This is a genomic window from Leucobacter sp. NPDC077196 (assembly GCF_040687075.1).
Lineage (GTDB): Bacteria > Actinomycetota > Actinomycetes > Actinomycetales > Microbacteriaceae > Leucobacter.
The window spans coordinates 565,100-588,934 of record NZ_JBFBML010000001.1 but is presented as its reverse complement, the minus strand read 5'-3'; the positions used below and the strand labels follow the sequence as shown (position 1 = coordinate 588,934).

Genomic DNA, 23,835 nt, shown 5'->3' with positions numbered 1-23,835 from the left:
GCCCCGCAACGATTTCGGCGAACGGCGTTACGCCGCAGCGACCGGTCGCAGCGTCAACGAGTCGACGCGATCCGCCACGATCTCGGATGCGGCGATGCGCGCCTGCAGGGCGGCCAGCACCTCGCGATGCAGCTCGGCGGCTTCGCCGGCGATCGTGATCAGCACGGTCACCTCCGGCTGCAGCAGGCGGTTCTCGAGCTCTCCGGGCGCAATCCACAGCGACTCGATGCGCGGATCGCTGTCGCCGAAGGCGCGGAACTCCTCTTGCACGGCCGGATCGGCCCACGCCGGGAGCACGCGCTTGCCCAGAGCAAGGCTTTCGAGTGCCGGGCGACGCACCCCGAATTCGCGCTCGGGCGTGCCCGGATCGATGATGATCAGTTCCGTGTCGTCTTGCGCCGCGGCCAGAGCGGCCTGGGCGCCCGGCACGGGGATCGGACGCGCTTCCGGATTCCAGCGGGAGAGCGTCTCGACCGAGGTGAAGATGGGCAGCACGCGCCTCCCATCGGGTCCCGCGACCGCCACGATCGACAGCTCCTGGGATTTCTCCACGGTACGGCCGTCGGGGGTCTCCCCCAGTTCACCCGCCTCCGCGAGCATCGGTACGAGAAAGCGCTCAGCCGCGAACCCGGCGATCGCATTCGCCTGGGCTTCCGCGACCTCGCGCACCGCGTTCCAGTAGGCGTCCGCACCCGAAGCAGCTCGAGCGGCTTCCGCCGCATTTCGCACCGCGAGGACAAGCGCCGTGACGGCTTCGGATGCGCGACCGTCATCGCTCGCGAACGCCGTCTCGTGATGATCGAAGGTGCGTCCGGCCCACGGAAACCCTGCAGAGTCTGTCTCGCCACCGGCTGCGAGGCTTTCGGGCACCCCGGTGCTCCGCGGCACGTCGCCGGTCGACGGGAGCTTCTTGATCGCCATGCCTGCGTCGCCTCCGCGGTTACCGCCCCGCGACGTCGAGCGCAGCGGGCAGTGAGAACGCGCCGTCGTAGAGCGCCTTGCCCACGATCGCGCCTTCCAGGCCTTCGCTCACGAGCTGGCGGAGCGCCGCGAGATCGTCGAGGCTCGAGACGCCGCCCGAAGCGACGACCGGGCGTTCCGTTCGGGCGCACACCCTGCTGAGCAGCTCAATGTTGGGTCCACGCAACGTGCCGTCCTTGGTCACGTCAGTGACGACGTATCGGGCGCAGCCGGCGTCCTCGAGTCGGTCGAGCACCTCCCACAGGTTGCCGCCCTCCTCGGTCCATCCGCGCGCCGCGAGCGTCTCGCCCCGCACGTCCAAGCCCACGGCGACCTGTTCGCCGAACCGTGCGATCACGGCCTGGGTCCACTCCGGATTCTCCAGAGCCGCGGTGCCCAGGTTGACGCGCGTCGCACCCATGTCGAGTGCGGCTTCGAGCGACGCATCGTCGCGGATGCCTCCTGAGAACTCGATCTTCACGTCTCCGGCGCGCTTGATGATCCTTCGCGCGACGTCGACGTTGCTGCCTCGGCCGAAGGCCGCATCGAGGTCGACCAGGTGGATCCACTCGGCGCCCTGTTCGATCCAGTCGAGCGCGGCATCCACCGGGCTGCCGTAATCGGTCTCGGTCCCGGCTTCACCCTGGGTGAGCCGCACCGCCTGTCCGTCGACCATGTCGATTGCCGGAAGCAACTCGAGCTTCGGGCGTTCGGCGAGTTCGCTCATGCGTGTTTCTCCTTCTCGGGGTGCGCCGCCGCTCATGCAGCGGTTCCGGCCTACTGGCAGCGAGTCGACCACGGACCGACCGGCTGCCGGGCTTACAGCGTCTCGATCCAGTTGCGCAACAACCGGATGCCTGCGTCGCCCGACTTCTCGGGGTGGAACTGGGTGGCACTCAGCGGGCCGTTCTCGACCGCAGCGACGAATCGCTCGCCGTGCTCTGCCCACGTGACGAGCGGGCGCGTGGCGGCCGTGCGCCCCTCGATAGTCCACTCCGTCGCGGCGTTGCTGTGGACGAAGTAGAAGCGTTCGCCTTCGAGCCCCGCGAACAGGCGCGACCCCTGCGGAACCTCGACGGTGTTCCATCCCATGTGCGGGAGCACCGGGGCGTCGAGTTGCCGCACCGTTCCTGGCCACTGCCCGAGACCCTCGGTCTCGACGCCGCGCTCGATGCCGTGCGCGAACATCACCTGCTCCCCGACGCAGATGCCGAGCACCGGGCGCCCGCCGGCGAGTCTCCGATCGATGAGCTCATCGCCGCGCACGGCGCGCAGCTGGCGCATGACCGCGTCGAAGGCGCCCACGCCCGGGACGAGCAGCCCGTCAGCGGCCATCACAGCGGCGGGATCGCGCGTCAGTTCGACATCGGCGCCCGCGTGCGCGAGCGCTTTCACCGCTGAGTGCACGTTGCCCGAGCCGTAGTCGAGCACCACCACTGATTTGCGCGAGGGCTCCGACGCTGACGTCACAGTGCGCCCTTGGTCGACGGCACACCGGCGACGAGCGGATCGAGCGCCTTGGCCTCGCGGAATGCTCGGGCGAATGCCTTGAACTCGGCTTCGGCGATGTGATGCGGATCGCGACCCTCGAGCAGCTTCAGGTGCACGGTGAGGCGCGCGTTCAGCGTCAGGGCTTCGAAGAAGTGCCGCACCATCGACCCGGTGAAGTGGCCGCCGATGAGATGCAGTTCGTACCCGACGGGCTCGCCACCGTGCACGAGGTAGGGCCGCCCCGAGATGTCGACCACGGCCTGCGCGAGCGCCTCGTCGAGAGGCACCAGCGCATCGCCGTAGCGGGAGATGCCCGCCTTGTCGCCGAGCGCTTCGAGAATGGCTTGGCCGAGCAGAATTCCGGTGTCTTCCACCGTGTGGTGGACGTCGATGTGCACGTCGCCGACCGCGTCAACCGTGAGGTCGGTCAAGGAGTGCCGGGCGAACGCGGTGAGCATGTGATCGAAGAACGGCACACCGGTCTCGATGCGCGATTCACCCGTGCCATCGAGATCGACGGAGATGCTGATCTGCGACTCACTGGTGGAACGCGTGAGCGAGGCGGTGCGCGGTGCTGCAGTCATACTGCCCATCCTATCGGCGATCCCCGCGGGTTCGGCCGCGTTCAGCCCTGGGCCCCGCCCGGGCCGAGCGCCGCGATCGCCTCGATCACTGCGCTCGTCTCCGCCTCGGTGCCCGCCGTGATGCGGAGATGACCCGGGATGCTGAGGTTGCGGATCAGAATGCCCCGCTCACGCAGCGCCTCGAACGTCGCTGCAGGGTCGGTGAAACCACCGACGAGCACGAAGTTCGCGCCAGAGGGGTGCACTCGGTACCCGAGTTCGGTCAGGGCCCGGGCGAGTCGATCACGCTGCGCGCTGATGTCTGCGACAGTCGCCAGCATCGCGTCTGCGTGGCGAATGGCTGCGGTCGCCGCTGCCTGGGTGAGCGCAGAAAGATGGTACGGGAGGCGCACCAGTCGAAGGGCGTCGATCACTGCCGCGTCAGCGGCGAGATACCCGAGGCGCACGCCGGCGAAGGCGAAGGCCTTGCTCATGGTGCGCGATACCAGGAGTCGGTGCCGCCCCGGGAGGAGCGACACGGCGCTCTCGCGATCCGTATCGAACTCCTGATACGCCTCGTCAACGACAAGAATTCCGTCGAAGGCGTCGTAAGCCGCAAGAATCACGTCACGATCGAGGGTCGTTCCCGTGGGGTTGTTCGGACCGCACAGTATCGCGACATCCGGTTGATGCTTCTGAAGCGCTTCGACGACCGACTCCGGAGTGAGCACGTAGTCGGCGGGACGCTCGACGGCGATCCACTCGGTATCGGTTCCCGATGCGAGCAGCGGATACATCGAATAGGTCGGCGTGAAGCTCAACAGCGAACGCCCCGGACCGGCGAACGCCTGGAGCACCTGCTGCAGCACCTCGTTCGAACCGTTTGCCGCCCAGAGTTGATCCGGGCCGAGCCCGTGGCCGAGATACCCGGCGAGAGAGACTCGCAGTTCGGTGAACTCACGATCCGGATATCGATTCACTCCCGTCACCGCGCGAGCGAGCGACTGCACAATATCGATTGCGACGTGCTCGGGGATGGGATGCGTATTCTCGTTGACGTTCAAGCTCACCCTCACCGCGTCCTGCGGCGCGCCATACGGCTGCTGCCCGACGAGGTTGTCGCGGAGAGGAAGATCGCTCAGGCTAGTCACCCACCCAGTCTAGAGCCGAAACCGCACCCGACCGTGGGGCGACGGGACGCTCAGACCCCGAGTTCGTCTCCCGACACCACCAGCGGATTGCCCGAGTACCGCAACGGCACCGCGATCGCTTCGCCCGCCTGTACCGACGAGTCGTCAAGCTGGTTCAAGTGCACGATCTCAGTGATGAGATCGCGGGGGTCGGCGGAGGGATCGAGATGCGTCGCCAGCGACCAGAGCGAAGTACCCGGCTGCACCACCACATACTCGAATTGCTCACCACGCGGGCCCTCACCCGATGCCATTGCCTCAGGGGCGGCGAAGGATGCAAACAGTGCGAGCAATCCGGCGATCAGCACTGTCGCAGCACCGCCGAGCACGATGCGCCCGCGTCGGGTCAGGCGGAGGGCGCCCGAAGCTTCGGTCGACTCTCGTGATTCCTGACTCAGAACCGCTGATGCGCTCATGATGATCTCCCTTCGTTGGTGACGGCCGCAAGCATTCAAGCTCATGCGAACATCTGTTTCGAATATATATTCGATGAATCGAAACCGCAAGGCCACAGTCGAAGGTATGTTTCGCTGTTTTTCCGCGACACTCGAACATATGTTTGCCGGTGTTCGAACGGTGCGGCTAGGGTTTCGGTCAACGGGATCACTGAATCAGCACCCACCGACATTCATGGATCGCGCCCCCTCCGCATCGCCCTCTGGGCCAGAAAGGACAGCGATGAGCGACGCAGCCACGCCCCGATCCATGAAGCCGTTGAGCGAGAAGCAGCAGGCGATCCTCGAGTGCATCGCCCGATCAGTGGAGAGCCGCGGGTACCCGCCGAGCATGCGCGAGATCGGCGATGCCGTTGGGCTCTCATCGCTCTCGAGCGTGACGCACCAGCTCAGCCGCCTCGAACTCGGCGGGTACATCAGGCGCGATCCAAACCGGCCCCGCGCCCTCGAGATCCTGGTAGAGCTGGCCTCGACATCAGCGGCCATCGCAGAGACGCCGGCGCAACGACCCGAAGAAGCGGCGTACGTCCCCCTCGTCGGGCAGATCGCCGCCGGGGTCCCGATCACAGCAGAACAGCAGGTCGAGGAGATCGTCCCGCTCCCGCGCGCTCTCGTCGGAGACGGACAGCTCTTCATGCTGCGCGTCGTGGGCGACTCGATGATCGACGCTGCGATCTGCGACGGCGACTTCGTCGTCATTCGGCAGCAGCGGGAGGCTGAGAACGGAGACATCGTGGCCGCGATGCTCGATGGCGAGGCCACGGTGAAGGTGTTCCGTCGCCGAGACGGGCACACCTGGCTTCTACCGCGCAATAGCGCGTTCGAGCCGATCCTCGGTGACCACGCCGAAGTGCTTGGACGGGTGGTCGCGGTCTTCCGTTCGGTCTAGCCCTCCGGCGCTGCTGCGCAGCGCCGGAGCAGCGCCCACCGCGACAGCACGGCGCGAACCCCGACAGCTCACACTTGGGTTCGCTCCCGCGATTGCTTTGTTGCACCGGGTCTATCTAAAGTGATGGCATGGCTGATACCCCGTCGTCGATCCCCTCCGCTCTGCCCGGAGTAACGATGCTCCAGGTCGGATTCGACCCCGACTACGTCCCATATGCGCGCGGTCTCGAACTCCAGTCACAGGCCGTCGGCCGAATCGACCAGGGCGCCGACCGCGGCACCATCCTCTTGCTGGAGCACGAACCGGTGTACACCGCAGGTCGCCGCTCCGAGCCGGGTGAACACCCCGTGGACGGAAGCCCGGTCGTCCCGGTCGATCGCGGCGGCCGGGTGACCTGGCACGGCCCGGGCCAACTCGTGTGCTACCCGATCGTTCTGCTGCGACGCGGGGCCGGCGTCGTCGACCTCGTACGGGCGCTCGAAGCCGCGATCATCGAGACGATGGCCGAGTATGCTCTCCTGGGCTTCCGCGTCGACGGCCGTTCGGGAGTATGGGCCACGCACGGCGAAGGCCCACCGGCGAAGGTCGCACAGGTCGGCCTGCACGCCCGCGCCGGCATCGTCACCCACGGTATCGCGATCAACTGCTGCAACGATCTCGCTCCGTTCGCCACGTTCGTACCGTGCGGAATTCAAGATGCCGGGGTCACGACGCTGAGTGCGCTCGCCGGTCGCAGGATCGCACCGGCGGCGGTGGCGCCCCGCCTCCAGGCGCGTCTCGCGGAAGCGATCGCGGAGCTCGTCGCTTGAGCGCGCGTCGCCTGCCATCGATCGGCACTCGCCCCGAGTCGGAGGGCCGCCCGCTCCTCCGCATCGAGGCGCGCAACGCCGAGACCCCGATCGAACGGAAGCCCGAGTGGATCAAGACCCGCGCCCGGCTCGGCCCGGAGTACCGGCAGGTGCGCGACCTGGTCGCGAGCGAGGGGCTCCACACCGTCTGCCAGGAAGCCGGCTGCCCCAACGTCTTCGAGTGCTGGGAGGATCGCGAAGCCACCTTCCTCATCGGCGGATCGATCTGCACTCGGAGGTGCGATTTCTGCATGATCACAAGTGGCAAGCCCCTCGCGCTGGATCGCGATGAACCGCGTCGCGTAGCGGAATCGGTGCGCACCATGGGCCTGAAGTACGCGACGATCACGGGGGTCACGCGCGATGATCTTCCAGACACGGGCGCATGGCTCTACGCCGAGACCATCCGTCAGGTGCATGCAATGAACCCTGGTTCGGGCGTCGAGGTACTCGTGGACGACCTCGGAGGGCGTGCCGAGGATCTCGAGCAGGTGTTCGCAGCAGCGCCGCAAGTGTTCGCCCACAATCTCGAGACTGTGCCCCGCATCTTCCGCCGCATCCGCCCCGGCTTCCGCTACGAACGTTCGCTGAGCGTGATCGCTCGGGCGCGCGACTCCGGGATGGTCACCAAGTCGAACCTGATCCTCGGCATGGGTGAGACCCGCGCCGAGGTCTCTGAGACCATGGCTGAGCTCAGGGCCGCAGGGTGCGAGATCCTCACGCTGACGCAGTACCTGCGCCCCTCGGCACGGCACCACCCGATCGATCGCTGGGTACGCCCCGAGGAGTTCAGGGAGCTGCAATCCGAAGCCGAATCGCTCGGCTTCTCCGGTGTGCTCGCGGGCCCCCTCGTGCGATCCTCCTACCGCGCCGGGCGCCTCTGGGCGCAGACGATGCGCGCGACCGGCAGAACGGTACCCGAGGCGTTGCAGCACCTCGCGAAACGCGCGCCGACCTCGTACCCTCAGGCCGTGCAGGCGCTGCAGCCGACCGAGCCCGAGGCGAGTTCGGACCGCATCGCGGCCGAATGAGCGGAAAGCCCTACACGACTGGATCCGGTGTCAGCAGACCCAGCTCGCGGAGCACGGCGAGGACCTGCTCGTGCCGGTTGAACGTATAGAGGTGCACCGACGGTGCACCTCCTGCGAGCAACTCTCGCGCGAGGGCGACAGTGTGCTCGACCCCCAATTCCGGCGCGTAGCCGCCCTCTGCGTCCAGTTCGTGCGCGAGGTCTGCCGGAGCCGGCTGCCCGGCGAGCGAGGCGACCTTGCGCAGCTGCGCACTGGTCGCGACCGGCATGAGTCCGGGCAGCACGGGAATGCGGAGTCCGGCCGATCGGGCATCATCGACGAACGACAGATAGTCGTCAGCGTGGAAGAAGAGCTGGGTGATCGCCAGATTCGCCCCGGACTCCTGCTTCGCCACGAGCCAGTCGATGTCTTCGGCGCGCGAGCGGGAGAGTGGATGGCCGTTCGGGTATGCCGCGACCGCCGTGCGGCCGACACTCGTCAACGCAGGTCGATCCGCGCGCGCCTCTGCGATCAAGCGCACGAGTTCGAGCGCACTCAACGACCCCGCGACCTGCGCGTCGCTCTCGTCGAACCCACGCGGCGGATCGCCGCGGAGCGCGAGGAAGTCGTGTACTCCCGCATCCATGATGGCGTGGATCGCGCCTCGCACGGCCTCCCGGCTTTCTCCGACGGTCGTCAGGTGCGCGAGCGGCAGCGCATCGGTGTGGTTGCGCAGATACGTGACGAGATCGAGCGACGCGTCACGATTCGATCCGTTCGCCCCGTACGTCACGGAGATGAAGTCGGGATCTGCTGCCGAGAGGTGCTGCACCGCGTGCCCGAGTGCGAGCGCCGCCGCTCCCGAACGCGCCGGAAAGACCTCGAACGAGAATCGGGCGCGTGCCTCGCCCCGGCTCGGCAGCAGGAACGAGTTCATGCGGTCTTCTCCGTGCGATCTTCGGATGCCGCTGCTCCCGAGGCAGCCGACGAGCCCGATACGCGCACTGTTGCCCTCACCCCGGTGCGGCCGAATCCGGCGTACGACGCCGGAGCCGCTTCGTGCCCGCCGATCTCCTCTTGCGCGAGTCGTGTGCCGCGCACGCGCGCCGCGATCTTTGCGAAGGCGACGTCTCGAGCGAAGTCGGGTGATCCGTGTTTCGGCTTCTCATCGATGAGATAGGGCGAGAAGCCGCAGTCGTCCGTCGAACCGAGCAGCTCGGGTGGAATGAATCGGGCAGCGCGCACCAGCTGGTCCCGCACCTCAGCAGCGGTCTCGAGCTTCGGATTCATCGGGTCGGTCACGCCGATGAGCACCCGTGGCGTCGCACCCGATTCCCGCGTGCGCTGGCGCAGCTGCCTGCCGATCAGCCGCGCCACTCGATCCGGGTCCTTTTCGCTCGCAGCCTGCACGAGGAAGTAGCCGGCTTCGATCTGGAAGAGCTCGGGAATCAGCCCCGCGTAGTCCACGTCGGCGCTGTGCGCGGAATCGTGGTCGTTCCCCGGGCACGTATGCACGCCGACCGCGGCGCGCTGCGCGCGGGGCAGTTCGGCGAGCACCCGGTTGATGAGGTCGATGAAGCCGCCGAGCGCGTCGGGTCCCGCCCACGGCGCGCGCACGTCGCGACGCAGGGCGAGGCGCCCCTCGGTGAAGTCGATCGTGACCCGTGAGGCCCCTGCGGCGAAGCTGCGACTAATGTCTTCGGCGCACCCCGCGACGACATCGTCGAAAAACTCGTCGCGCGAGTAGTCGCCCAGGCCGTCGGCGGGCACCATGAGCGAGAGCATTGAGGGCGAGATCACGGCCTGTTTCAGCGGGAGGTCCGTGAGCGGCCGCGCCGCAGCGACATCCTCGGCCGCCCACGAGCGGAATCGGAACGGACCGCGCGCGAGACTCGGGATGACACGGTGATGCCCGTCGGCGAACACCGCGAACACCGGGCCTTGCCGCACCTCGTCGTCATCGAAGGACGTGCCGAGCGGGTAGCTGGCGAAGCTCTGCCGGCGCTGCTCGCCATCGCTCACGAGGGGCGAACCCGTCTCGGCGAATCGCGCGAGCGTGTCGCGCACCGCACTATCCTGTTCACGACGGAGCGTCTCCGGTGCAACGAGCCCGGTCTCGGCGTCGAGCACCGCGCGCTGCAGGCTCGCCGGCCGCGGGAGGCTTCCCACGGCTTCCGTCGGAAGTTCGGCTTCGCTCCAGGCCGAGGGGGCGGCGACCCGCGCCGCCCCCTCGATCTCGGAACGATCCGGCTCGCTCACGCGCCCGAGCGCACCGCGCGAGCCGCCTGAACCAGGTTCGTGAGGCTCGCGACGGTCTCTTCGTACCCGCGCGTCTTCAGACCGCAGTCGGGGTTCACCCAGAGCTGCTCGCCGGGAATGCGCGCGGCTGCGATGCGAATCAACTCCTGCTGCTCCTCGACGCTCGGCACGCGCGGCGAGTGGATGTCGTAGACGCCCGGCCCGATCCCGCGTGAATAGCCGTGCTCGCCCAACGGTTCGACGACGTCCATGCGGCTGCGGGCCGCCTCGATGCTCGTGACATCGGCGTCGAGCCCGTCGACCGCGTCGATGATCTCGCCGAACTCGGAGTAGCAAAGGTGGGTGTGGATCTGCACGTCGGCCGCGGCGCCGCTCGTCGCCAGACGGAACGCGCCGACCGACCAGTCGAGGTACGCCGCCTGACGGTCCGCGTCGAGCGGCAGCAGCTCGCGCAATGCCGGCTCGTCCACCTGAACGATGCGAATGCCCGCATCGACCAGGTCGTCGATCTCATCGCGCAGCGCGAGCGCGACCTGCGAGGCCGTGTCGGCCAGCGGCTGGTCATCGCGCACGAACGACCAGGCGAGGATCGTGACGGGGCCGGTGAGCATGCCCTTCACCGGGCGGTCGGTGAGCGACTGCGCATACTCCGACCACGCGACGGTCATCGGCGCCCGCCGCGACACGTCTCCCCAGAGAATGGACGGACGGGTCGCCCGAGTTCCGTACGACTGCACCCAGCCGTGCTCGGTCACCGCGAAGCCGTCGAGCAGCTCGGCGAAGTACTGCACCATGTCATTGCGCTCGGCCTCGCCGTGCACGAGAACGTCGAGGCCGATCTCCTCCTGCAGGCGGATCACCCGTTCGATCTCGGTGCGCAAGAATCCGTCGTAGGCTTCCTGATCGATCTCGCCCGCTCCGAACGCGGCGCGTGCCTTGCGAATCTCCGCGGTCTGCGGGAACGAGCCGATGGTCGTGGTTGCGAGCTCGGGAATGTCGAGCCCCTGCTGCGCGGCACGGCGCTCGCCCTCTTCGGCGCGTTCGCGATCCGCCTCGGCCACCGCGCCGACGCGCTCGCGCACCTCGCCGACCCGCACCCCCGCAGTCTGCGCGCGTGCCGCGAGGATCGCATCGACCGCGGCGAGTTCGTCTTCGATGGCCGCGGCTCCATCAGAGAGCCCGCGGGCGAGAATCACGGTGTGCTCGATCTTCTGATCTGCGAAGGCGAGCCAGGAGGCGAGCTCGGCGTCGAGCCGCGTCTCGTCGCGCACATCGTGCGGCACGTGCTGCAAGCTATTGGAGGTGCCTGCGACGACTGAGATACCGGCTCGCTGCAGACGCTCCAGAGCGCCGAAGGCCGTGCGAAGGCTCGTCTTCCAGATGTTGCGTCCGTCGATCACGCCTGCGACGAGCTGGGTGTCGGTGAACGCCGCCGTGAGCTCGCCGGATGCGAGTGCGGCTTCGGGCAGGCTTCCGCGCACGAGGTCTGCGTGCACGGCCTCGATCGGAAGCGCGCCGAGCCGTGCGAGCGCCGCAGAGGCGTCGCCGTACGGCGCCGTGAGCAGGATCTGCGGGCGCGCGGCAGCGCTGCCCAGCGTCGTGTACGCTCGCTCGACCAGTGCGAGCGTCTCTGCGCGGGGCAGGGCGAGCGAATCGGAGACGAGGGCGGGCTCATCAAGTTGCACCCATTCGGCTCCTGCCGCACGCAGCGCGTCGAGCAGCTGCGCGTAGACGGCGACGACCTCATCGAGGCGATCGATCGGGCGGAAGCCCGCTTCGGCGTCGTCGGAGGCCTTGGCGAGAAGCAGGTACGTGACCGGACCGACGAGGAGCGGGCGAGACGCGATCCCCTGCTCCGCCGCTTCAGCGAGCTGCGCGACCAGCTGTGCGGGGTTTGCCCCGAGCGGCGTGCGCTCGTCGATCTCGGGAACGCTGTAGTGGTAGTTCGTGTCGAACCACTTCGTCATCTCGAGCGGCTGGTGGTCGCGGTCGCCGCGAGCGAGCGCGAAGTACGTGACGAGATCGCTGCCTGCGATGTCGGAGAATCGCTGCGGAATCGCGCCGAGTGCGAGCGTCGCGTCGAGCACCTGATCGTAGAAGCTGAAGCTCTCGGGCACCGCACCGCCCTCGACGGGGAGACCGAGTTCGACGAGACGCGCGCGGGTGGTCGACCGCAGGGCGCGGGCGGTCTCCTGGAGAGCGGCCTCGTCGCAGTGCCCCTTCCAGAACGATTCGATCGCCCGCTTCAGCTCGCGGCGGCGTCCGAGCCGCGGGTATCCGAGGATCGTCGCGGTGGGCAGGTGCGTCGTTGCGGTCATGGCCGTCCTTTTCGTGGGAACTCAAGGATCACAGCAGGCGCTGCTCCCCGTGGAACTCCCCCAAGGTATCCAGGTGCCGCGCAATCACCGAGCGATGTTGCTCACTGTTACCCGCCACCCAAGCCAGGCTTATGCCAGGTATTGCTCCAGCTTCGCTGCCATCTCGGCCGTCACGTAGGCGCGCACGCGCGTACCGGTCTCGACGTACTCGGTGTCGAGCACCCGATTGCGCTCGTGCAGCTCGGCCACGAGTTCGCCGCGGTCGTAGGGCACCACGACGGTGATCTCGCGATCCGGAACCGGCAAGGCGGCATCGATGCGGCGCTTGAGCTCGTCGATGCCCTCGCCGCTGCGCGCCGACACGAACACGGCATCGGGCACGAGACCGTGCAGCACGAGTCGTTGCGAATCGTCGAGCAGGTCCGCCTTGTTGAACGCGACGAGCTCGGTGATGTCTTGCGCGTCGACTTCGGCGATCACGTCGCGCACGGTGCGCAGCTGGGCCTCCGGATCGGGATGCGAGCCGTCGACGACGTGCAGGATCATCGAGGCGTCGCCCACCTCCTCGAACGTCGATCGGAACGCCTCGACCAGCTGATGCGGCAGGTTGCGCACGAAGCCGACCGTATCGGCGTAGGTGAACCGCCGGCCATCATCGGTCTCTCCGTGCCTGATCGCGGTATCGAGGGTCGCGAAGAGCTGGTTCTGCACGAGTTCCTGCGTTCCCGTCAGCCGATTGAGCAGGCTCGACTTGCCGGCGTTCGTGTACCCGGCGATCGCGACCGAGGGCACTTCGCCTCGCTTGCGGTTCGCGCGCTTCGCCTCGCGCGCGGGAGCGAAGCCCGCGATCTGCTTGCGCAACTTCGACATGCGGGTGTGAATCTTGCGTCGATCGAGCTCCATCTTGGTCTCGCCCGGGCCACGCGAGCCCATGCCGGCTCCCGCAGAGCCGACCTGGCCGCCTGCCTGGCGCGACATCGACTCGCCCCATCCGCGCAGACGCGGCAGCAGGTACTGGAGCTGCGCGAGTTCGACCTGGGCCTTGCCCTCACGGCTCTTCGCGTGCTGACTGAAGATGTCGAGAATCACGGCCGTGCGGTCGATCACCTTGACCTTCACGACGTCCTCGAGAGCACGGCGCTGGCTCGGCGCCAGCTCGGTGTCGGCGATCACGGTATCGGCGCCGACCGCCGCGACCAGCTCGGTGAGTTCTTGGGCTTTGCCCTTACCCAGGTATGTCGCAGGATCAGGGTGCGCGCGCCGCTGCAGCAGCCCGTCGAGCACGCGGGCGCCGGCTGTCTCGGCGAGCGCCGAGAGTTCGCGCAGCGAGTTCTCGGCATCTTCTGCAGTGCGCTGCGAGTAGACGCCGATGAGCACCACATTCTCGAGTCGCAGCTGACGGTATTCGACCTCCGTGACGTCTTCGAGCTCCGTCGAGAGCCCGACGACGCGCTTCAACGACGCCCGATCCTCGCGCTCCATGCGAATGGCGTCGAGGTCGCCCTCGAGTCGATCGTGGTCGGCTTCGCCGAGAGCCTGTGCGCCGCTCGTGAGGTCGCGGATCACGGTGGCGGATCCGGCGCCCGCGGCGCGCGCGAGCACCCGGTCCAACGGATCTGCTGAAGCAGTATCGGCGGTCTCGGGCGCGTTCGTCACGGGCGCTTCCTCGACAGCGAGGGAGGCTTCGTCTGCGTTGTGTTTCTTCATCTGGCTGCAAGTCTACGCGGGGAACGCCCGGGCGCGTCGCTCGTTCGCCGTGGGCGCAGTGTCGAGCGACGAGGCCGGATGCCAGAGGCGCGGGACCGGGCACGGTGACGGCCTGGGATACTGGGACGGTGAATCAGCACTACTTCTCCGCGTCCCCCCAGGGCGAGCTCAGGCCACGCGAGATCGAGGTGGAACTCGCTGGGGCGCCTCGCACCGTCGTCACCGCCGGAGGGGTGTTCAGCCCGGAGCAGCTCGATCGCGGCACCGCTATCCTGCTCCGGCAGCTCCCGGATACCGCTGCGCTCGGGGTGGCCCCGGAGAGCCCCCTGCTTGACGTCGGGTGCGGCTGGGGGGCGATCGCCCTCGACGCCGCGCTCGCGCATCCTGAGCGCGAGGTCTGGGCGATCGATGTCAACGAGCGCTCGCGCGAGCTCACGCGCTCGAACGCCGAGCGGCTCGGCCTTGAGCACCTGCACGTCGCGGCGCCGGAAGACGTGCCCGCATCGCTGCTGTTCGGGGAGATCCGCTCCAATCCGCCGATCAGGGTCGGGAAGGACGCACTGCACGCGATCCTGCGCCAGTGGCTCCCCCGCCTCGCGGAGAACGGCGTCGCGCACCTCGTGGTCGCGAAGCACCTGGGCGCAGATTCATTGCAGCGCTGGATCGCGGCGGAGTTCACCGACCTCGACGTCGCACGCGCCGGGCGCGACAAGGGTTTTCACATCATTCGAGCCCGGCGCGCGTAGCTCAGCGCGGAGAGCTCGGCGCGGGGAGCTCGGGGCGGGACCGGCTCAGACCTCGGGGAGCTCAATCTCGCCCGAGTAGACGAGCTCGGCTGGCCCGTTGAGCGACACGTGCTCGCCCTCCTCGGTCGGGAACATACGCACGGCGAGGCGCCCGCCTGGCACGTCCACCCGCCAGTGATTCGGCATGCTCTCGCCGCCCCAGTGGCGGAAGGCGAGCGCTGCAGCCGCGGTACCCGTGCCGCACGAGAGCGTCTCGCCCGATCCGCGCTCGTGCACGCGCATGCGAATGCGGGCCACCCCGTCCTTGATCAGCGGATCCTCTGGCACGACGAACTCGATGTTCGCACCGTGCTCGGCGACCGGTTCGAGGGCGGGCTCGCGATGCAGGTCGAGGCTGTCGAGCTCAGCGGGGTCGGCCAGCGCCGTGACGACGTGCGGGTTGCCGAGGTCGATACCCAGCCCCGGCCGCGCAACGTCGAGCCCCTGGGCGGCGACCAGGCGCTCGCCCGCGAGTCGCCACCGCCCCAGATCGACCGTGTACCCCGAGACTCCGGCGAGCACGTCTTTCACTCCGGAGCGCGTGCCGATCGGCAGCGTGTCGCGCCGCTCCGGTGCGACCAGACCCTGCGTGATCAGATAGTGCGCGTACACGCGCACCCCGTTGCCGCACATCTCGGCGGGCGTGCCGTCGGCGTTCCAGTAGTCCATGAACCACTCCGCGTCGGGCTCCTCGGCGAGACTCGCGGCGCCTTCGGAGATCGCGCGCGATCGTACGGCACGGATCACTCCGTCAGCACCGACTCCGAATCTGCGGTCGCACAGGAAGCGGATCTGCTCGGGAGTGAGCGCGCGCTCGCCCTCTGGATCGGAGAAGAGCACGAAGTCGTTACCCGTGCCATGGCCCTTGGTGAACGCGAGGGTCGTCATCGCTCCAGTTTACGCGGGGAGCTCACCCGATTGCAGCCATTCGACTCCCGCGTAGCGTTTGAACCAGCTCACCTGCCTGCGGGCGTACCTCCGGGTGAGCAGCTGGCTCTCGGCGATGGCTTCTGCTTCGGTGATGCGCCCGTCGAGCTGAGCGAGCGCCTGGGCGTAGCCGATCGCCCGGGATGCCGTGCGTCCATCTCTGATGCCGTGCGGCAGCAGTGCGCGCACCTCGCGCACCAGGCCGGCCTGCCACATCCGCTCGACGCGTCGGTCGAGGCGTTTCACAAGCGCGGCGCGCTCAGCGTGCACGCCCACGATGCGCGTTTGCCCGCCTCCGGAGTCGTGCCACAGCGCGGGGGTCGCGGGCAGCGTCACCTGAGCGTCGCCGCCCAGGAGCGCGACTTCCAGTGCTCGCACGACCCGCCGCGGGTTGCGAGCGTCCACCGCTGCCGCCGTGACCGGGTCGATAGCCCGCAGGCGAGCGAGCAGTTCGGCGACGCCATCCTGATCCGCCGTCTCCTCGAGTTGCGCACGCAGGGCGTCGTCGCGTGGCGGGAACTGAAAGTCGAAGATCACGCTCGACACGTACAGGCCCGATCCCCCGACGAGGATCGCATCGGCCCCTCGCCCGTGAATCTCGGTGATCACGGAGCGTGCTTCCGCCTGGTACCACGCGACGGTGGCTTCTTCGCTCGGAGCGAGCACGTCGAACAGGTGATGCGGAATGGCGCGGCGCTCGGCCTCCGGCACCTTGGCCGTTCCGATGTCCATGCCCCGATACACCTGCATGGCGTCGGCGTTCACGACCTCAGCGCGCCTGCCGCTCGCGCCGATTCGCTCGGCGAGGTCGAGTGAGAGCTCGGATTTGCCCGTGCCCGTCGCCCCGACCACTGCCCAGAGCACGGGAGCTGCCGAGCGCTCGCGAGGCGGTCTCATCGGGTGCGGATCGCAGGCAGACCCAGGCTCACCACCCGGGGAGCGGAGTCGCCCGCTGACGCGGGCGCGGGAACCCCGCAGCTCTCCGCTTGACGACGATCCCAGGCGTCGCCGGCGCGCGTGCGACGAATCGCGAACAGCCGGGACCCGTCGTCGCTCGCGAGGGCGGAGTCGGCGATGAGGAAGTGCGGGGCTGCAGCCGTGATCGCGACGGTCACGACATCCCCTGGCCGGGGCTCGTCGCCGTGCTCCGGCACTGCGAAGTGGACCAGCCGATTGTCTTCGCTGCGACCCGAGAACCGCCGCGTCGTCGCGTCCTTCTTCCCTTCTCCCGCCGAGACGAGCACCTCGGCGACACGGCCGATCTGCGCTTGGTTCTCCTCGAGGGAGATGCGCTCCTGCACCACCTGCAGTCGCTCGTAGCGCTCCTGCACGACGGCCTTCGGCAGCTGCCCGTCCATCTCCGCCGCGGGGGTGCCGGGTCGAATGGAGTACTGGAAGGTGAAGGCGCTCGCGAACCGCGACTCCTCGACGACGCGCAGCGTGTCTGCGAAGTCGGCATCCGTTTCACCGGGAAAGCCGACAATGATGTCGGTCGTGATCGCGGCGTTGGGGATGCGCTCGCGCACCGCGTCAAGGATGCCGAGGAACTTCTTCGAGCGATACGAGCGGCGCATCGCTTTCAGCACGGTGTCGGACCCGGATTGCAGCGGCATGTGCAGCACCGGCATCACGTTCGGCGTCTCGGCCATCGCGGCGATGACGTCGTCGGTGAAGGCCGCAGGGTGGGGGCTCGTGAATCTCACGCGCTCGAGACCGTCGATGCCGCCCATCGCGCGGAGCAGCTTGCCGAACGCGTACCGGTCCCCGAACTCGACGCCGTAGGTGTTGACGTTCTGACCGAGCAGGGTCACTTCGATCGCACCGTCGTCGACGAGCGCTTGCACCTCCGCGAGGATGTCACCAGGGCGACGATCCTTCTCTTTGCCGCGAAGCGACGGCACAATGCAGAACGTGCAGGTGTTGTTGCAGCCGACGGAGATGGACACCCACCCGCTGGACGCGGAATCGCGCTTGGTGGGCAGAGTCGACGGGAACACCTCGAGCGATTCGAGGATCTCGACCTGCGCCTCGGCGTTGTGGCGCGCCCGCTCGAGCAGTGCGGGGAGCGACCCCATGTTGTGCGTGCCGAATACGACGTCGACCCACGGGGCCTTCTCGACGATGACGCCCTGGTCCTTCTGGGCGAGGCAACCGCCCACGGCGATCTGCATGCCCTCGCGCTCCCGCTTGACGCTCGCGAGATAACCCAGATTGCCGTACAGCTTGTTGGCAGCGTTCTCGCGCACCGCGCACGTGTTGATGACGATGACGTCAGCGCTCTCGGCATCATCGGCTGCGACGTAGCCGGCGGCTTCCAGCGAACCCGAGAGCCGCTCTGAATCGTGCACGTTCATCTGGCAACCGAGTGTGCGAACCGTATAGCTCCGGGGCGTGCCATCGTGTCGCATGGCTGCGGGCGACAGCGCGATCTCAGTGGGTTCGACAGCGGTGAGACTCATGGGAATCAGTCTACCGAGGGTCGCACGGGCGCCGAGAACGACGCGGCAGAGGCCTCGTCACCGCTACTCGAAACGCACGCCGGAACCGCCGTGAGGGTCGCGACGCGGCCGCAGGGCGCCGTCAAGCGCGTCTCTGGCTGCCCGCATCGCGGGCTCTCCCGACCATCCACGGCGAGCCAGAAACCCCAGAAGACGTCGTTCTGCCACGCTTCGCTCGAGCCCGGAAAGCTTCGCCGCACGTGCTCGTGCAGTCTCCCGGAGGAGCTCGAACTCCTCGTCTACGTCGAGTTCGCCGACGGCCGCTTCGATCACGTCGTCTGGGAGCTTGCGCGATTTCAGTTTCACGCGGATCTGTGAACGGCTCGCCCGCTTCGTCTCGCGCAGCTTCTCGGTCAGCGTTCGAGCCAGGCCGGCGTCGTCGAGGTAGAGGCTCCGGGTGAACTCGTCGATGACCGATTCGACCTCATCCGCTCGGTGCTCGAGCCGCGCGAGCTCCTCGCGCAGCTCGCCGCTCGACCGAGCGCGACGCCCGAGAATTCGCACCCCGTCTTCGTGAGCCGAGCGGCCAGTGTCGTCGTCCGCGGTCTCTCCCGGCTCTTCCCACGGCTCCGTCGATCGCTCCGCCTCGTCCGCTTCGAGTTCCGATGCGTCTGCGTGAGCGCCCTCGTCACTGGCATTGCCGGATTCAGGAAGCGTGACCGACGCGTGGTCGCCGAAGTTCGCGCGCACCACCGGTCGCACGCCGCTGTCGATGAAGGAGGCTACTCCCGAGTCGATCAGTTGTGCCAACTCTTCGCGTGTTGCCTGCCGCGGTTCTGGTTCTTCACCCGGGCCATCGTGTGCGGTGCCGCTCTCCTGCTCGCGTCGGCCGAGCAGCGAGCGGAGTTGAATCACCTCCGCCAGGTCACCGCGATCCTCCGCCCGCGACGAGGAACCGTCTTCGGGCGGAGGCAGAAACCGGACGGCCATATCAGGCGCTCGCGCGCTTCTCGGTTTCGCCAGCAGCTGCGGTCTTCGGCGCGGCTGCTGCTTGAGCGGCAGGCGCTGCTGCCGTCTTGGAGGCTGACGCAGTCTTCGATGTCGAGGCGGCCTTCGTCGTCTCCTCGGGCGCTGCTTCCTTGCGCCCGTTGACGCCGAGCTTCGTGAGAATCTTCTCCTCGATCTCCAGTGCGATATCCGGGTGATTGATCAGGAAGCGTCGCGCATTCTCCATGCCCTGGCCGAGCTGGTCTCCGTCGTAGGTGAACCAGGCTCCGCTCTTCTTGATCAGCCCCTGCTCCACGCCGTAGTCGATGAGCGACCCCTCGCGTGAGATGCCGATGCCGTAGAGGATGTCGAACTCCGCCTGCTTGAAGGGCGGTGCCATCTTGTTCTTGACCACCTTGACGCGCGTACGGTTGCCAACCGCGTCAGTGCCGTCCTTCAACGTCTGAATGCGCCGGATATCGAGACGCACCGATGCATAGAACTTCAGCGCCTTGCCACCGGAGGTCGTCTCAGGGCTGCCGAAGAAGACACCGATCTTCTCGCGCAGCTGATTGATGAAGATGGCGGTCGTCTTGGTGGAATTGAGGCTGCCGGTGATCTTGCGCAGGGCCTGCGACATCAATCGCGCCTGCAGACCGACATGGCTATCGCCCATCTCGCCCTCGATCTCCGCCTTCGGCACGAGCGCAGCGACTGAGTCAATGACGACGAGGTCGACTGATCCCGAACGGATCAGCATGTCAGCAATTTCGAGTGCCTGCTCACCCGTGTCGGGCTGAGCAACGAGCAATGCGTCGATATCGACGCCCAGTTTCTGAGCGTACTCGGGGTCGAGCGCGTGCTCGGCATCGACGAAGGCTGCGATTCCACCGGCGCGCTGCGCATTCGCGATCGCGTGCAGAGTGAGCGTCGTCTTACCCGATGACTCAGGTCCGTAGATCTCGATGATGCGACCGCGCGGGAGGCCCCCGATACCCAGCGCCACATCCAACGCGACGGAACCCGTCGGGATAACTTCGACGGGCGCACGCTCCTGGCTTCCCATGCGCATGATCGCGCCCTTGCCGAAGTTGCGGTCGATCTGCGCGAGAGCGGCCTCGAGTGCTTTTTCGCGGTCTTTCGGTGCTGCCATGGTCTTGCTCCTCATCACGTGCGCGGCGTACCGCTGGGTGTGCTGCCTGCATACTGTCTCGACCCCGGTCGGGGTAGACAAGGCATCGGTGGTCGAGTGCTTTTCACCCTAGGATCAGCCCCCGACATTCATGCACGGAAGCGCTGAACTGTGGGTGCATCACGCTTTGCACCACCTGTAGACGAAGATAACACCACTCGAACACACTTTCGAATAGCGCGTCGGCGTGTTCGAGCAGATCAGCTCACCTGAGGCCCGGCGAGCCCCTGCTCACCCACGCTCATCGCGCGGATCGGGAAGGCCCCGGCCATGGCGACGCGCAACCGGCACGCTGAGATCGACGCACAGCGCCTCCCACACGGCGCGCGGGGCCACGCCGCGCTCGATCGCCTCGTTCGCAGTGCCGTCGAGCGGCGAGAGCCAGTGATCGCGCAGCAGTACGGGCGCGTAGTCCTCGCCGAACTCTGAGACGCACGCCCGTTTGAACTCGCTCAATCGCATCTCTCACGCCCATTCAAGTCATTGCCGCCAGAACGGCGAAGCGCCCGTACCGATACCGGTCGGGCGCTCCATCGCCGAACCGTCGGCGAACGTCGGGGAGCTCGGTCTCAGGAAACCAGCTCTGAAGCGAAACCGGACACGAGCTCCGCCGGAACAGTGTCGGGAACGCGATGAGCCATCGGGAGCGACAGCCCCTCAACCACGGAGAGGCGTTCACTCACCTCGCCCATGATGACCGACAGCGGGGTATCCAACGCATCAGCGACCGCTGCGAGGATCTCGCTCGATGCTTCTTTCTGACCGCGTTCAACCTCGCTCAGATAGCCAAGCGCAACGCTCGCCTCGCCGGCGACCTGCCGCAGCGTGCGACCCTTCTGCAACCGGAAGTCACGCAGTACGTCGCCGATCTCTTGACGCATAAGCACCATGTGAACCCTCCTTCACGTGCACAACCCGAGTCGTGCTTCCACCATACCCGCTCGGCGACGGGGTTGTCGCTGCGGGAACGCCGACCGTGGGCGGTCGCCGTACTGGGAACAACTCAGAGCATAGCCGTTCTATTCCTGAAATCTCACTGAACTTGAGCCAGTCCGACTCAAGTTCAGTGAAGTTTCAGGAAAGCGCGCTCTGCCCGGTCGAGAGGGGCGGGCCAGCTCTGGCCCGTACATCGTTGCCGACTGGTCGAGTGCTTTGACCGTGAAGTCGTACTCTCCAGCGAGCTTCTCGGCCTCCGCGAGCCCTTCAGAACCCGACGTGGCGACCACGGTCTCGCCCGCGAGATCCTCGTAGCCGCTGGGCACCCCGCAATCACGCCGTCGGCCTGGCCCGACTGCACGGCCGAGAGGGCGGCCTGGAACCCGAGCGAACGAATATCGACCGTGAAGCCCTCCTGCTCCGCAATCGTATTCATCAGGTCCATGTCGATGCCGACGAGGTCACCCGTGGAGGGATCACGGAACTCGAACGGGGCGAAGGTGGTGTCGGTCGCGATGACGCACGTCTCGCCCTCGGCTTGGGCGGGCATGACTGCCGTCGCCGCGCCGGTCCCCAGCAGCAACGTCGCCGCGATCTGCGTTGATCGACTCGAGTGCAGCGTATCGAGGTCCGAAGCCCTACGAGTCACCGTCGGCGTCGAAGCATTCCCACAGCAGCACGATCGCTGCTGCGACTGCAGCGGTTCGAATGCTCGAGCGATCGCCGTCGAGCGCGAGAAGCTGCTGCCGCTCGACCGCCCCCAAGCTCACTGCAATCCAGACGGTGCCTGCAGGCTGACCCGTTTGCGCATCCGGGTCAGGACCGGCGACGCCCGTCGTCGCAACCCCTATCCCGACGCGCTCGGTGACCGCCTCGCCGTGGCTGGTCGAGCACGCCGTGCGTACCCCGAGCGCCATCTGCCGAGCGACTTCGCCATCGACCGGCCCGCGTTCGCGCAGCACTGCGGCATCGACCCCGAGCAGCGAGTGCTTGAGCGCGGTGTCGTACGCCACGATCCCCCCGGTGAACACGCGCGAGGCTCCCGGAACCGAGACGAACGCATCAGCGAGCAGTCCGCCAGTGAGGGATTCGGCAACCGCGAGCGTGAGTCCGCGCGATGCCGCACGCTCGATGATGCGGGCGACGAGCTCGCGGTCGTTGGCCGGCTTCACCGTGACGCTCTCCGGGCACGGAAGTACCCCACGACGTAATCGATGCCGCTGTACATGGTGAGGATGAACGCAATCGCCATCGTGATGATGTTCACCCACTCGAAGAACGGCTCGGCCGATTCGGCCACGCTGGCGAGCGGGAGCAGTGCGAGCGTGATGGCGACGGACTGGGCGATCGTCTTCAGCTTGCCGGCCCACGCGGCGGCGAGCACCACGTCATGAGCGACGAGCAGACGGTGCACGGTGATCCCGACTTCGCGAATGAGGATGAGGATCGTGACCCACCAGGGCAGTTCAGCAAGTATGGAGAGCCCCACGAGTGCCGCTCCCGTGAGGAACTTGTCGGCGATCGGGTCGAGCAGCTTGCCAAGATCCGTGATCAGCCCTCGGGATCGCGCGATGTGACCGTCCCAGGCATCGGTCGCTATCGCGAGCACGAAGAAGACGGCGGAGGCCCAGCGCCACGGCCCGTCTGCTTCCCCGTCGGCGAGCAGCATCCACAGGAAGAACGGGGTCGCGAGGATGCGCACGCCCGTGATGATGTTCGGTGCGTTCCAATTGCTGGGCACTGCGGGAGCGGGGGCGTTGCCGGTCATGCCAGCAGCCTACTTGAGTGGCGGTGTCGAACGGCTAGTAGGGGTAGATCGCGACGTCGAGACCGTCCGCCGATGGTGTCACCTCGACGTCGGCCGGCATCGCCCGAAGTTCGAGCTGCTCCGTGAGAGCTCGATCCTCGGAGTCGCGCCCCGCGTACGTCGCCTCGAAGACACCGCGATCGGTGATCTCCATCCAGGTCGACAGCTCGTCAGGAGAGCTCACCGACGGCGGAGCGATCATGTCGACGGACACCCGCACCGGCGGGCTCGCGGCGAATCGCGAGCCCGGCTCGTCTGCTGCGATACCGCATGTCTGCAGTTCCCAGACCTCGGTCTGCTCGGCGCACTCCTCATACGCTTGCGCGACTTGACGACGCACCTCCGCTGCGTAGCCCTCGCCCGGAACGAGCCAGTCGGAAACGAACAGCGCGTCGGCGTTCGACGTCACGGCGAATACGGCGTTCTCACGCGTCGCGAAAAACGGGTTGTGCGACACCAACGTGTATTCACCCGCATAGAGCGTGGTCATCGCGGCCTCGGCCGAAAGTGCGGTGTCGGAACCGCGGATGCCGAGCGCTCCGCCACCCGTAGTGTCGACCATCACCTCGTACCTCAGACCAGAGGTGACGCGCCACTCATCGGCCTCCGTGCGGCGCAACTCGATGCGATCGGTGTACGGATACCCGCCGAGTGTGAACGCGAGCTGCCCGGACGCCCGGTCGGCGTCGAACTCAACGCGGAACCTTGTGAGTTCGGCGTCAGTGATGCGCTCCGCCGACGCGAACGCATCGGCGTCGGGTGCCGACGCCGAGCCTTCCTGCTCAGCACCACTGAAGACTCGTTCCGCGGTCTCGAGGTCACCCGCCGCTACGGCTTCCACGTACTGAGACGCTACGGCTCGCACGGCGCCACTGTTGTTCGATTGAGCATCGACCGCGATGACGGTCCCGGCCCCGCCGAGCACGAGTACGACGAGCGCTGCGGTCACAGCCCAGATCCATGTCTGGCGCTGCGGGCCAGGGCCTGCCGGCTTCGCCCCCATCTCGGGTTCCGAGTTCACGTCTGGATGCGTCACGTTCGTCTCCTCTGTCGTACGGCTCGCAGTTCAGCTG

The 23,835-nt window shown here is 67.4% G+C and carries 25 protein-coding genes; 4 read left to right on the top strand and 21 right to left on the bottom strand.

Annotated elements, in window-relative coordinates; translation table 11 throughout:
- Nucleotides 1–27: 27 nt before the first annotated feature.
- The 6 genes from AB0O71_RS02830 to AB0O71_RS02805 form a co-directional block, all read right to left on the bottom strand.
- Nucleotides 28–921 (bottom strand): SseB family protein, encoded by an 894-nt coding sequence (locus tag AB0O71_RS02830; RefSeq protein WP_363741677.1) that lies wholly within the window; start codon nucleotides 919–921, stop codon nucleotides 28–30.
- A gap of 19 nt (nucleotides 922–940) precedes the next feature.
- Nucleotides 941–1,687: a bifunctional 1-(5-phosphoribosyl)-5-((5-phosphoribosylamino)methylideneamino)imidazole-4-carboxamide isomerase/phosphoribosylanthranilate isomerase PriA gene (gene priA / locus AB0O71_RS02825; protein ID WP_363741674.1), complete on the bottom strand. Its 747-nt coding sequence runs from the start codon at nucleotides 1,685–1,687 to the stop codon at nucleotides 941–943.
- A 92-nt stretch (nucleotides 1,688–1,779) separates the two neighbouring features.
- Nucleotides 1,780–2,430: an imidazole glycerol phosphate synthase subunit HisH gene (gene hisH / locus AB0O71_RS02820; protein ID WP_363741671.1), complete on the bottom strand. Its 651-nt coding sequence runs from the start codon at nucleotides 2,428–2,430 to the stop codon at nucleotides 1,780–1,782.
- Nucleotides 2,427–3,035 carry an imidazoleglycerol-phosphate dehydratase HisB gene (gene hisB, locus AB0O71_RS02815; RefSeq protein WP_363741668.1) on the bottom strand — a complete coding sequence of 203 codons (609 nt, stop codon included), beginning with the start codon at nucleotides 3,033–3,035 and terminating at the stop codon, nucleotides 2,427–2,429. Before hisB ends, hisH begins: the two co-directional genes overlap by 4 nt.
- Before the next feature lie 41 nt (nucleotides 3,036–3,076).
- Complete coding sequence (locus AB0O71_RS02810) at nucleotides 3,077–4,165, bottom strand: histidinol-phosphate transaminase (RefSeq protein ID WP_363741665.1); 1,089 nt, start codon at nucleotides 4,163–4,165, stop codon at nucleotides 3,077–3,079.
- 50 nt (nucleotides 4,166–4,215) lie between these two features.
- Nucleotides 4,216–4,620, bottom strand: coding sequence for a hypothetical protein (locus AB0O71_RS02805; RefSeq protein ID WP_363741662.1), 405 nt, complete (start codon nucleotides 4,618–4,620; stop codon nucleotides 4,216–4,218).
- Nucleotides 4,621–4,882: 262 nt separating this feature from the next.
- Between AB0O71_RS02805 and lexA the strand changes: the two genes are divergently transcribed.
- The 3 genes from lexA to lipA all read left to right on the top strand — a co-directional run bounded on the left by lexA (nucleotide 4,883) and on the right by lipA (nucleotide 7,427).
- On the top strand, nucleotides 4,883–5,548 hold the full coding sequence (gene lexA, locus AB0O71_RS02800) for a transcriptional repressor LexA (protein WP_363741659.1): 666 nt from the start codon (nucleotides 4,883–4,885) through the stop codon (nucleotides 5,546–5,548).
- A 128-nt stretch (nucleotides 5,549–5,676) separates the two neighbouring features.
- A complete protein-coding gene (lipB, locus tag AB0O71_RS02795) occupies nucleotides 5,677–6,357 on the top strand; it encodes a lipoyl(octanoyl) transferase LipB (RefSeq protein ID WP_363741656.1) in 681 nt (226 codons plus the stop codon).
- Nucleotides 6,354–7,427 (top strand): lipoyl synthase, encoded by a 1,074-nt coding sequence (gene lipA, locus AB0O71_RS02790; RefSeq protein WP_363741653.1) that lies wholly within the window; start codon nucleotides 6,354–6,356, stop codon nucleotides 7,425–7,427. The genes lipB and lipA overlap by 4 nt, the downstream gene beginning before the upstream one ends.
- Before the next feature lie 10 nt (nucleotides 7,428–7,437).
- Here the strand turns inward: lipA and AB0O71_RS02785 are convergent, their stop codons facing one another.
- The 4 genes from AB0O71_RS02785 to hflX form a co-directional block, all read right to left on the bottom strand.
- On the bottom strand, nucleotides 7,438–8,343 hold the full coding sequence (locus AB0O71_RS02785; protein ID WP_363741650.1) for a methylenetetrahydrofolate reductase: 906 nt from the start codon (nucleotides 8,341–8,343) through the stop codon (nucleotides 7,438–7,440).
- Nucleotides 8,340–9,665 (bottom strand): hypothetical protein, encoded by a 1,326-nt coding sequence (locus tag AB0O71_RS02780; protein WP_363741647.1) that lies wholly within the window; start codon nucleotides 9,663–9,665, stop codon nucleotides 8,340–8,342. The genes AB0O71_RS02785 and AB0O71_RS02780 overlap by 4 nt, the downstream gene beginning before the upstream one ends.
- Nucleotides 9,662–11,983 (bottom strand): 5-methyltetrahydropteroyltriglutamate--homocysteine S-methyltransferase, encoded by a 2,322-nt coding sequence (gene metE / locus AB0O71_RS02775; protein WP_363741645.1) that lies wholly within the window; start codon nucleotides 11,981–11,983, stop codon nucleotides 9,662–9,664. Before metE ends, AB0O71_RS02780 begins: the two co-directional genes overlap by 4 nt.
- Before the next feature lie 129 nt (nucleotides 11,984–12,112).
- Nucleotides 12,113–13,690 carry a GTPase HflX gene (gene hflX / locus AB0O71_RS02770; protein ID WP_363741642.1) on the bottom strand — a complete coding sequence of 526 codons (1,578 nt, stop codon included), beginning with the start codon at nucleotides 13,688–13,690 and terminating at the stop codon, nucleotides 12,113–12,115.
- 128 nt (nucleotides 13,691–13,818) lie between these two features.
- Here hflX and AB0O71_RS02765 point away from each other — a divergent pair, with 128 nt between their 5' ends.
- On the top strand, nucleotides 13,819–14,436 hold the full coding sequence (locus tag AB0O71_RS02765; RefSeq protein WP_363741639.1) for a methyltransferase: 618 nt from the start codon (nucleotides 13,819–13,821) through the stop codon (nucleotides 14,434–14,436).
- A 45-nt stretch (nucleotides 14,437–14,481) separates the two neighbouring features.
- On the opposite strand, the gene dapF is transcribed toward AB0O71_RS02765, so the two are convergent.
- The 11 genes from dapF to AB0O71_RS02710 all read right to left on the bottom strand — a co-directional run bounded on the left by dapF (nucleotide 14,482) and on the right by AB0O71_RS02710 (nucleotide 23,798).
- Nucleotides 14,482–15,363: a diaminopimelate epimerase gene (gene dapF / locus AB0O71_RS02760; RefSeq protein WP_363741636.1), complete on the bottom strand. Its 882-nt coding sequence runs from the start codon at nucleotides 15,361–15,363 to the stop codon at nucleotides 14,482–14,484.
- 9 nt (nucleotides 15,364–15,372) lie between these two features.
- Nucleotides 15,373–16,299: a tRNA (adenosine(37)-N6)-dimethylallyltransferase MiaA gene (gene miaA / locus AB0O71_RS02755; protein ID WP_363741633.1), complete on the bottom strand. Its 927-nt coding sequence runs from the start codon at nucleotides 16,297–16,299 to the stop codon at nucleotides 15,373–15,375.
- Nucleotides 16,296–17,861 carry a tRNA (N6-isopentenyl adenosine(37)-C2)-methylthiotransferase MiaB gene (miaB, locus tag AB0O71_RS02750; RefSeq protein ID WP_363741630.1) on the bottom strand — a complete coding sequence of 522 codons (1,566 nt, stop codon included), beginning with the start codon at nucleotides 17,859–17,861 and terminating at the stop codon, nucleotides 16,296–16,298. The genes miaA and miaB overlap by 4 nt, the downstream gene beginning before the upstream one ends.
- Before the next feature lie 63 nt (nucleotides 17,862–17,924).
- Nucleotides 17,925–18,830 carry a regulatory protein RecX gene (locus AB0O71_RS02745; protein ID WP_363741628.1) on the bottom strand — a complete coding sequence of 302 codons (906 nt, stop codon included), beginning with the start codon at nucleotides 18,828–18,830 and terminating at the stop codon, nucleotides 17,925–17,927.
- A 1-nt stretch (nucleotide 18,831) separates the two neighbouring features.
- Complete coding sequence (gene recA, locus AB0O71_RS02740) at nucleotides 18,832–19,980, bottom strand: recombinase RecA (protein ID WP_363741625.1); 1,149 nt, start codon at nucleotides 19,978–19,980, stop codon at nucleotides 18,832–18,834.
- A 270-nt stretch (nucleotides 19,981–20,250) separates the two neighbouring features.
- Nucleotides 20,251–20,481, bottom strand: a complete 231-nt coding sequence (locus AB0O71_RS02735; RefSeq protein WP_363741622.1) for a DUF3046 domain-containing protein — start codon at nucleotides 20,479–20,481, stop codon at nucleotides 20,251–20,253.
- A gap of 107 nt (nucleotides 20,482–20,588) precedes the next feature.
- Nucleotides 20,589–20,909 carry a helix-turn-helix transcriptional regulator gene (locus AB0O71_RS02730; protein WP_363741619.1) on the bottom strand — a complete coding sequence of 107 codons (321 nt, stop codon included), beginning with the start codon at nucleotides 20,907–20,909 and terminating at the stop codon, nucleotides 20,589–20,591.
- 173 nt (nucleotides 20,910–21,082) lie between these two features.
- On the bottom strand, nucleotides 21,083–21,505 hold the full coding sequence (locus tag AB0O71_RS02725) for a transporter substrate-binding domain-containing protein (protein WP_363742127.1): 423 nt from the start codon (nucleotides 21,503–21,505) through the stop codon (nucleotides 21,083–21,085).
- 88 nt (nucleotides 21,506–21,593) lie between these two features.
- Nucleotides 21,594–22,127 (bottom strand): CinA family protein, encoded by a 534-nt coding sequence (locus tag AB0O71_RS02720; RefSeq protein ID WP_363741616.1) that lies wholly within the window; start codon nucleotides 22,125–22,127, stop codon nucleotides 21,594–21,596.
- Nucleotides 22,124–22,723, bottom strand: a complete 600-nt coding sequence (gene pgsA, locus AB0O71_RS02715) for a CDP-diacylglycerol--glycerol-3-phosphate 3-phosphatidyltransferase (protein ID WP_363741613.1) — start codon at nucleotides 22,721–22,723, stop codon at nucleotides 22,124–22,126. Before pgsA ends, AB0O71_RS02720 begins: the two co-directional genes overlap by 4 nt.
- A gap of 34 nt (nucleotides 22,724–22,757) precedes the next feature.
- Nucleotides 22,758–23,798, bottom strand: coding sequence for a hypothetical protein (locus AB0O71_RS02710; RefSeq protein WP_363741610.1), 1,041 nt, complete (start codon nucleotides 23,796–23,798; stop codon nucleotides 22,758–22,760).
- Between the last annotated feature and the right edge of the window lie 37 nt (nucleotides 23,799–23,835).

Excerpts from the sequence above, each read along its gene's own strand:
- AB0O71_RS02830 (WP_363741677.1), bottom strand. The coding sequence starts at position 921 with ATGGCGATCAAGAAGCTCCCGTCGACCGGCGACGTGCCGCGGAGCACC.
- priA (WP_363741674.1), bottom strand. The coding sequence starts at position 1,687 with ATGAGCGAACTCGCCGAACGCCCGAAGCTCGAGTTGCTTCCGGCAATC.
- hisB (WP_363741668.1), bottom strand. The coding sequence starts at position 3,035 with ATGACTGCAGCACCGCGCACCGCCTCGCTCACGCGTTCCACCAGTGAG.
- AB0O71_RS02805 (WP_363741662.1), bottom strand. The coding sequence starts at position 4,620 with ATGAGCGCATCAGCGGTTCTGAGTCAGGAATCACGAGAGTCGACCGAA.
- lexA (WP_363741659.1), top strand. The coding sequence starts at position 4,883 with ATGAGCGACGCAGCCACGCCCCGATCCATGAAGCCGTTGAGCGAGAAG.
- lipB (WP_363741656.1), top strand. The coding sequence starts at position 5,677 with ATGGCTGATACCCCGTCGTCGATCCCCTCCGCTCTGCCCGGAGTAACG.
- AB0O71_RS02785 (WP_363741650.1), bottom strand. The coding sequence starts at position 8,343 with ATGAACTCGTTCCTGCTGCCGAGCCGGGGCGAGGCACGCGCCCGATTC.
- metE (WP_363741645.1), bottom strand. The coding sequence starts at position 11,983 with ATGACCGCAACGACGCACCTGCCCACCGCGACGATCCTCGGATACCCG.
- hflX (WP_363741642.1), bottom strand. The coding sequence starts at position 13,690 with ATGAAGAAACACAACGCAGACGAAGCCTCCCTCGCTGTCGAGGAAGCG.
- dapF (WP_363741636.1), bottom strand. The coding sequence starts at position 15,363 with ATGACGACCCTCGCGTTCACCAAGGGCCATGGCACGGGTAACGACTTC.
- miaA (WP_363741633.1), bottom strand. The coding sequence starts at position 16,299 with ATGAGACCGCCTCGCGAGCGCTCGGCAGCTCCCGTGCTCTGGGCAGTG.
- miaB (WP_363741630.1), bottom strand. The coding sequence starts at position 17,861 with ATGAGTCTCACCGCTGTCGAACCCACTGAGATCGCGCTGTCGCCCGCA.
- AB0O71_RS02745 (WP_363741628.1), bottom strand. The coding sequence starts at position 18,830 with ATGGCCGTCCGGTTTCTGCCTCCGCCCGAAGACGGTTCCTCGTCGCGG.
- recA (WP_363741625.1), bottom strand. The coding sequence starts at position 19,980 with ATGGCAGCACCGAAAGACCGCGAAAAAGCACTCGAGGCCGCTCTCGCG.
- AB0O71_RS02735 (WP_363741622.1), bottom strand. The coding sequence starts at position 20,481 with ATGCGATTGAGCGAGTTCAAACGGGCGTGCGTCTCAGAGTTCGGCGAG.
- AB0O71_RS02730 (WP_363741619.1), bottom strand. The coding sequence starts at position 20,909 with ATGGTGCTTATGCGTCAAGAGATCGGCGACGTACTGCGTGACTTCCGG.
- AB0O71_RS02725 (WP_363742127.1), bottom strand. The coding sequence starts at position 21,505 with ATGCCCGCCCAAGCCGAGGGCGAGACGTGCGTCATCGCGACCGACACC.
- pgsA (WP_363741613.1), bottom strand. The coding sequence starts at position 22,723 with ATGACCGGCAACGCCCCCGCTCCCGCAGTGCCCAGCAATTGGAACGCA.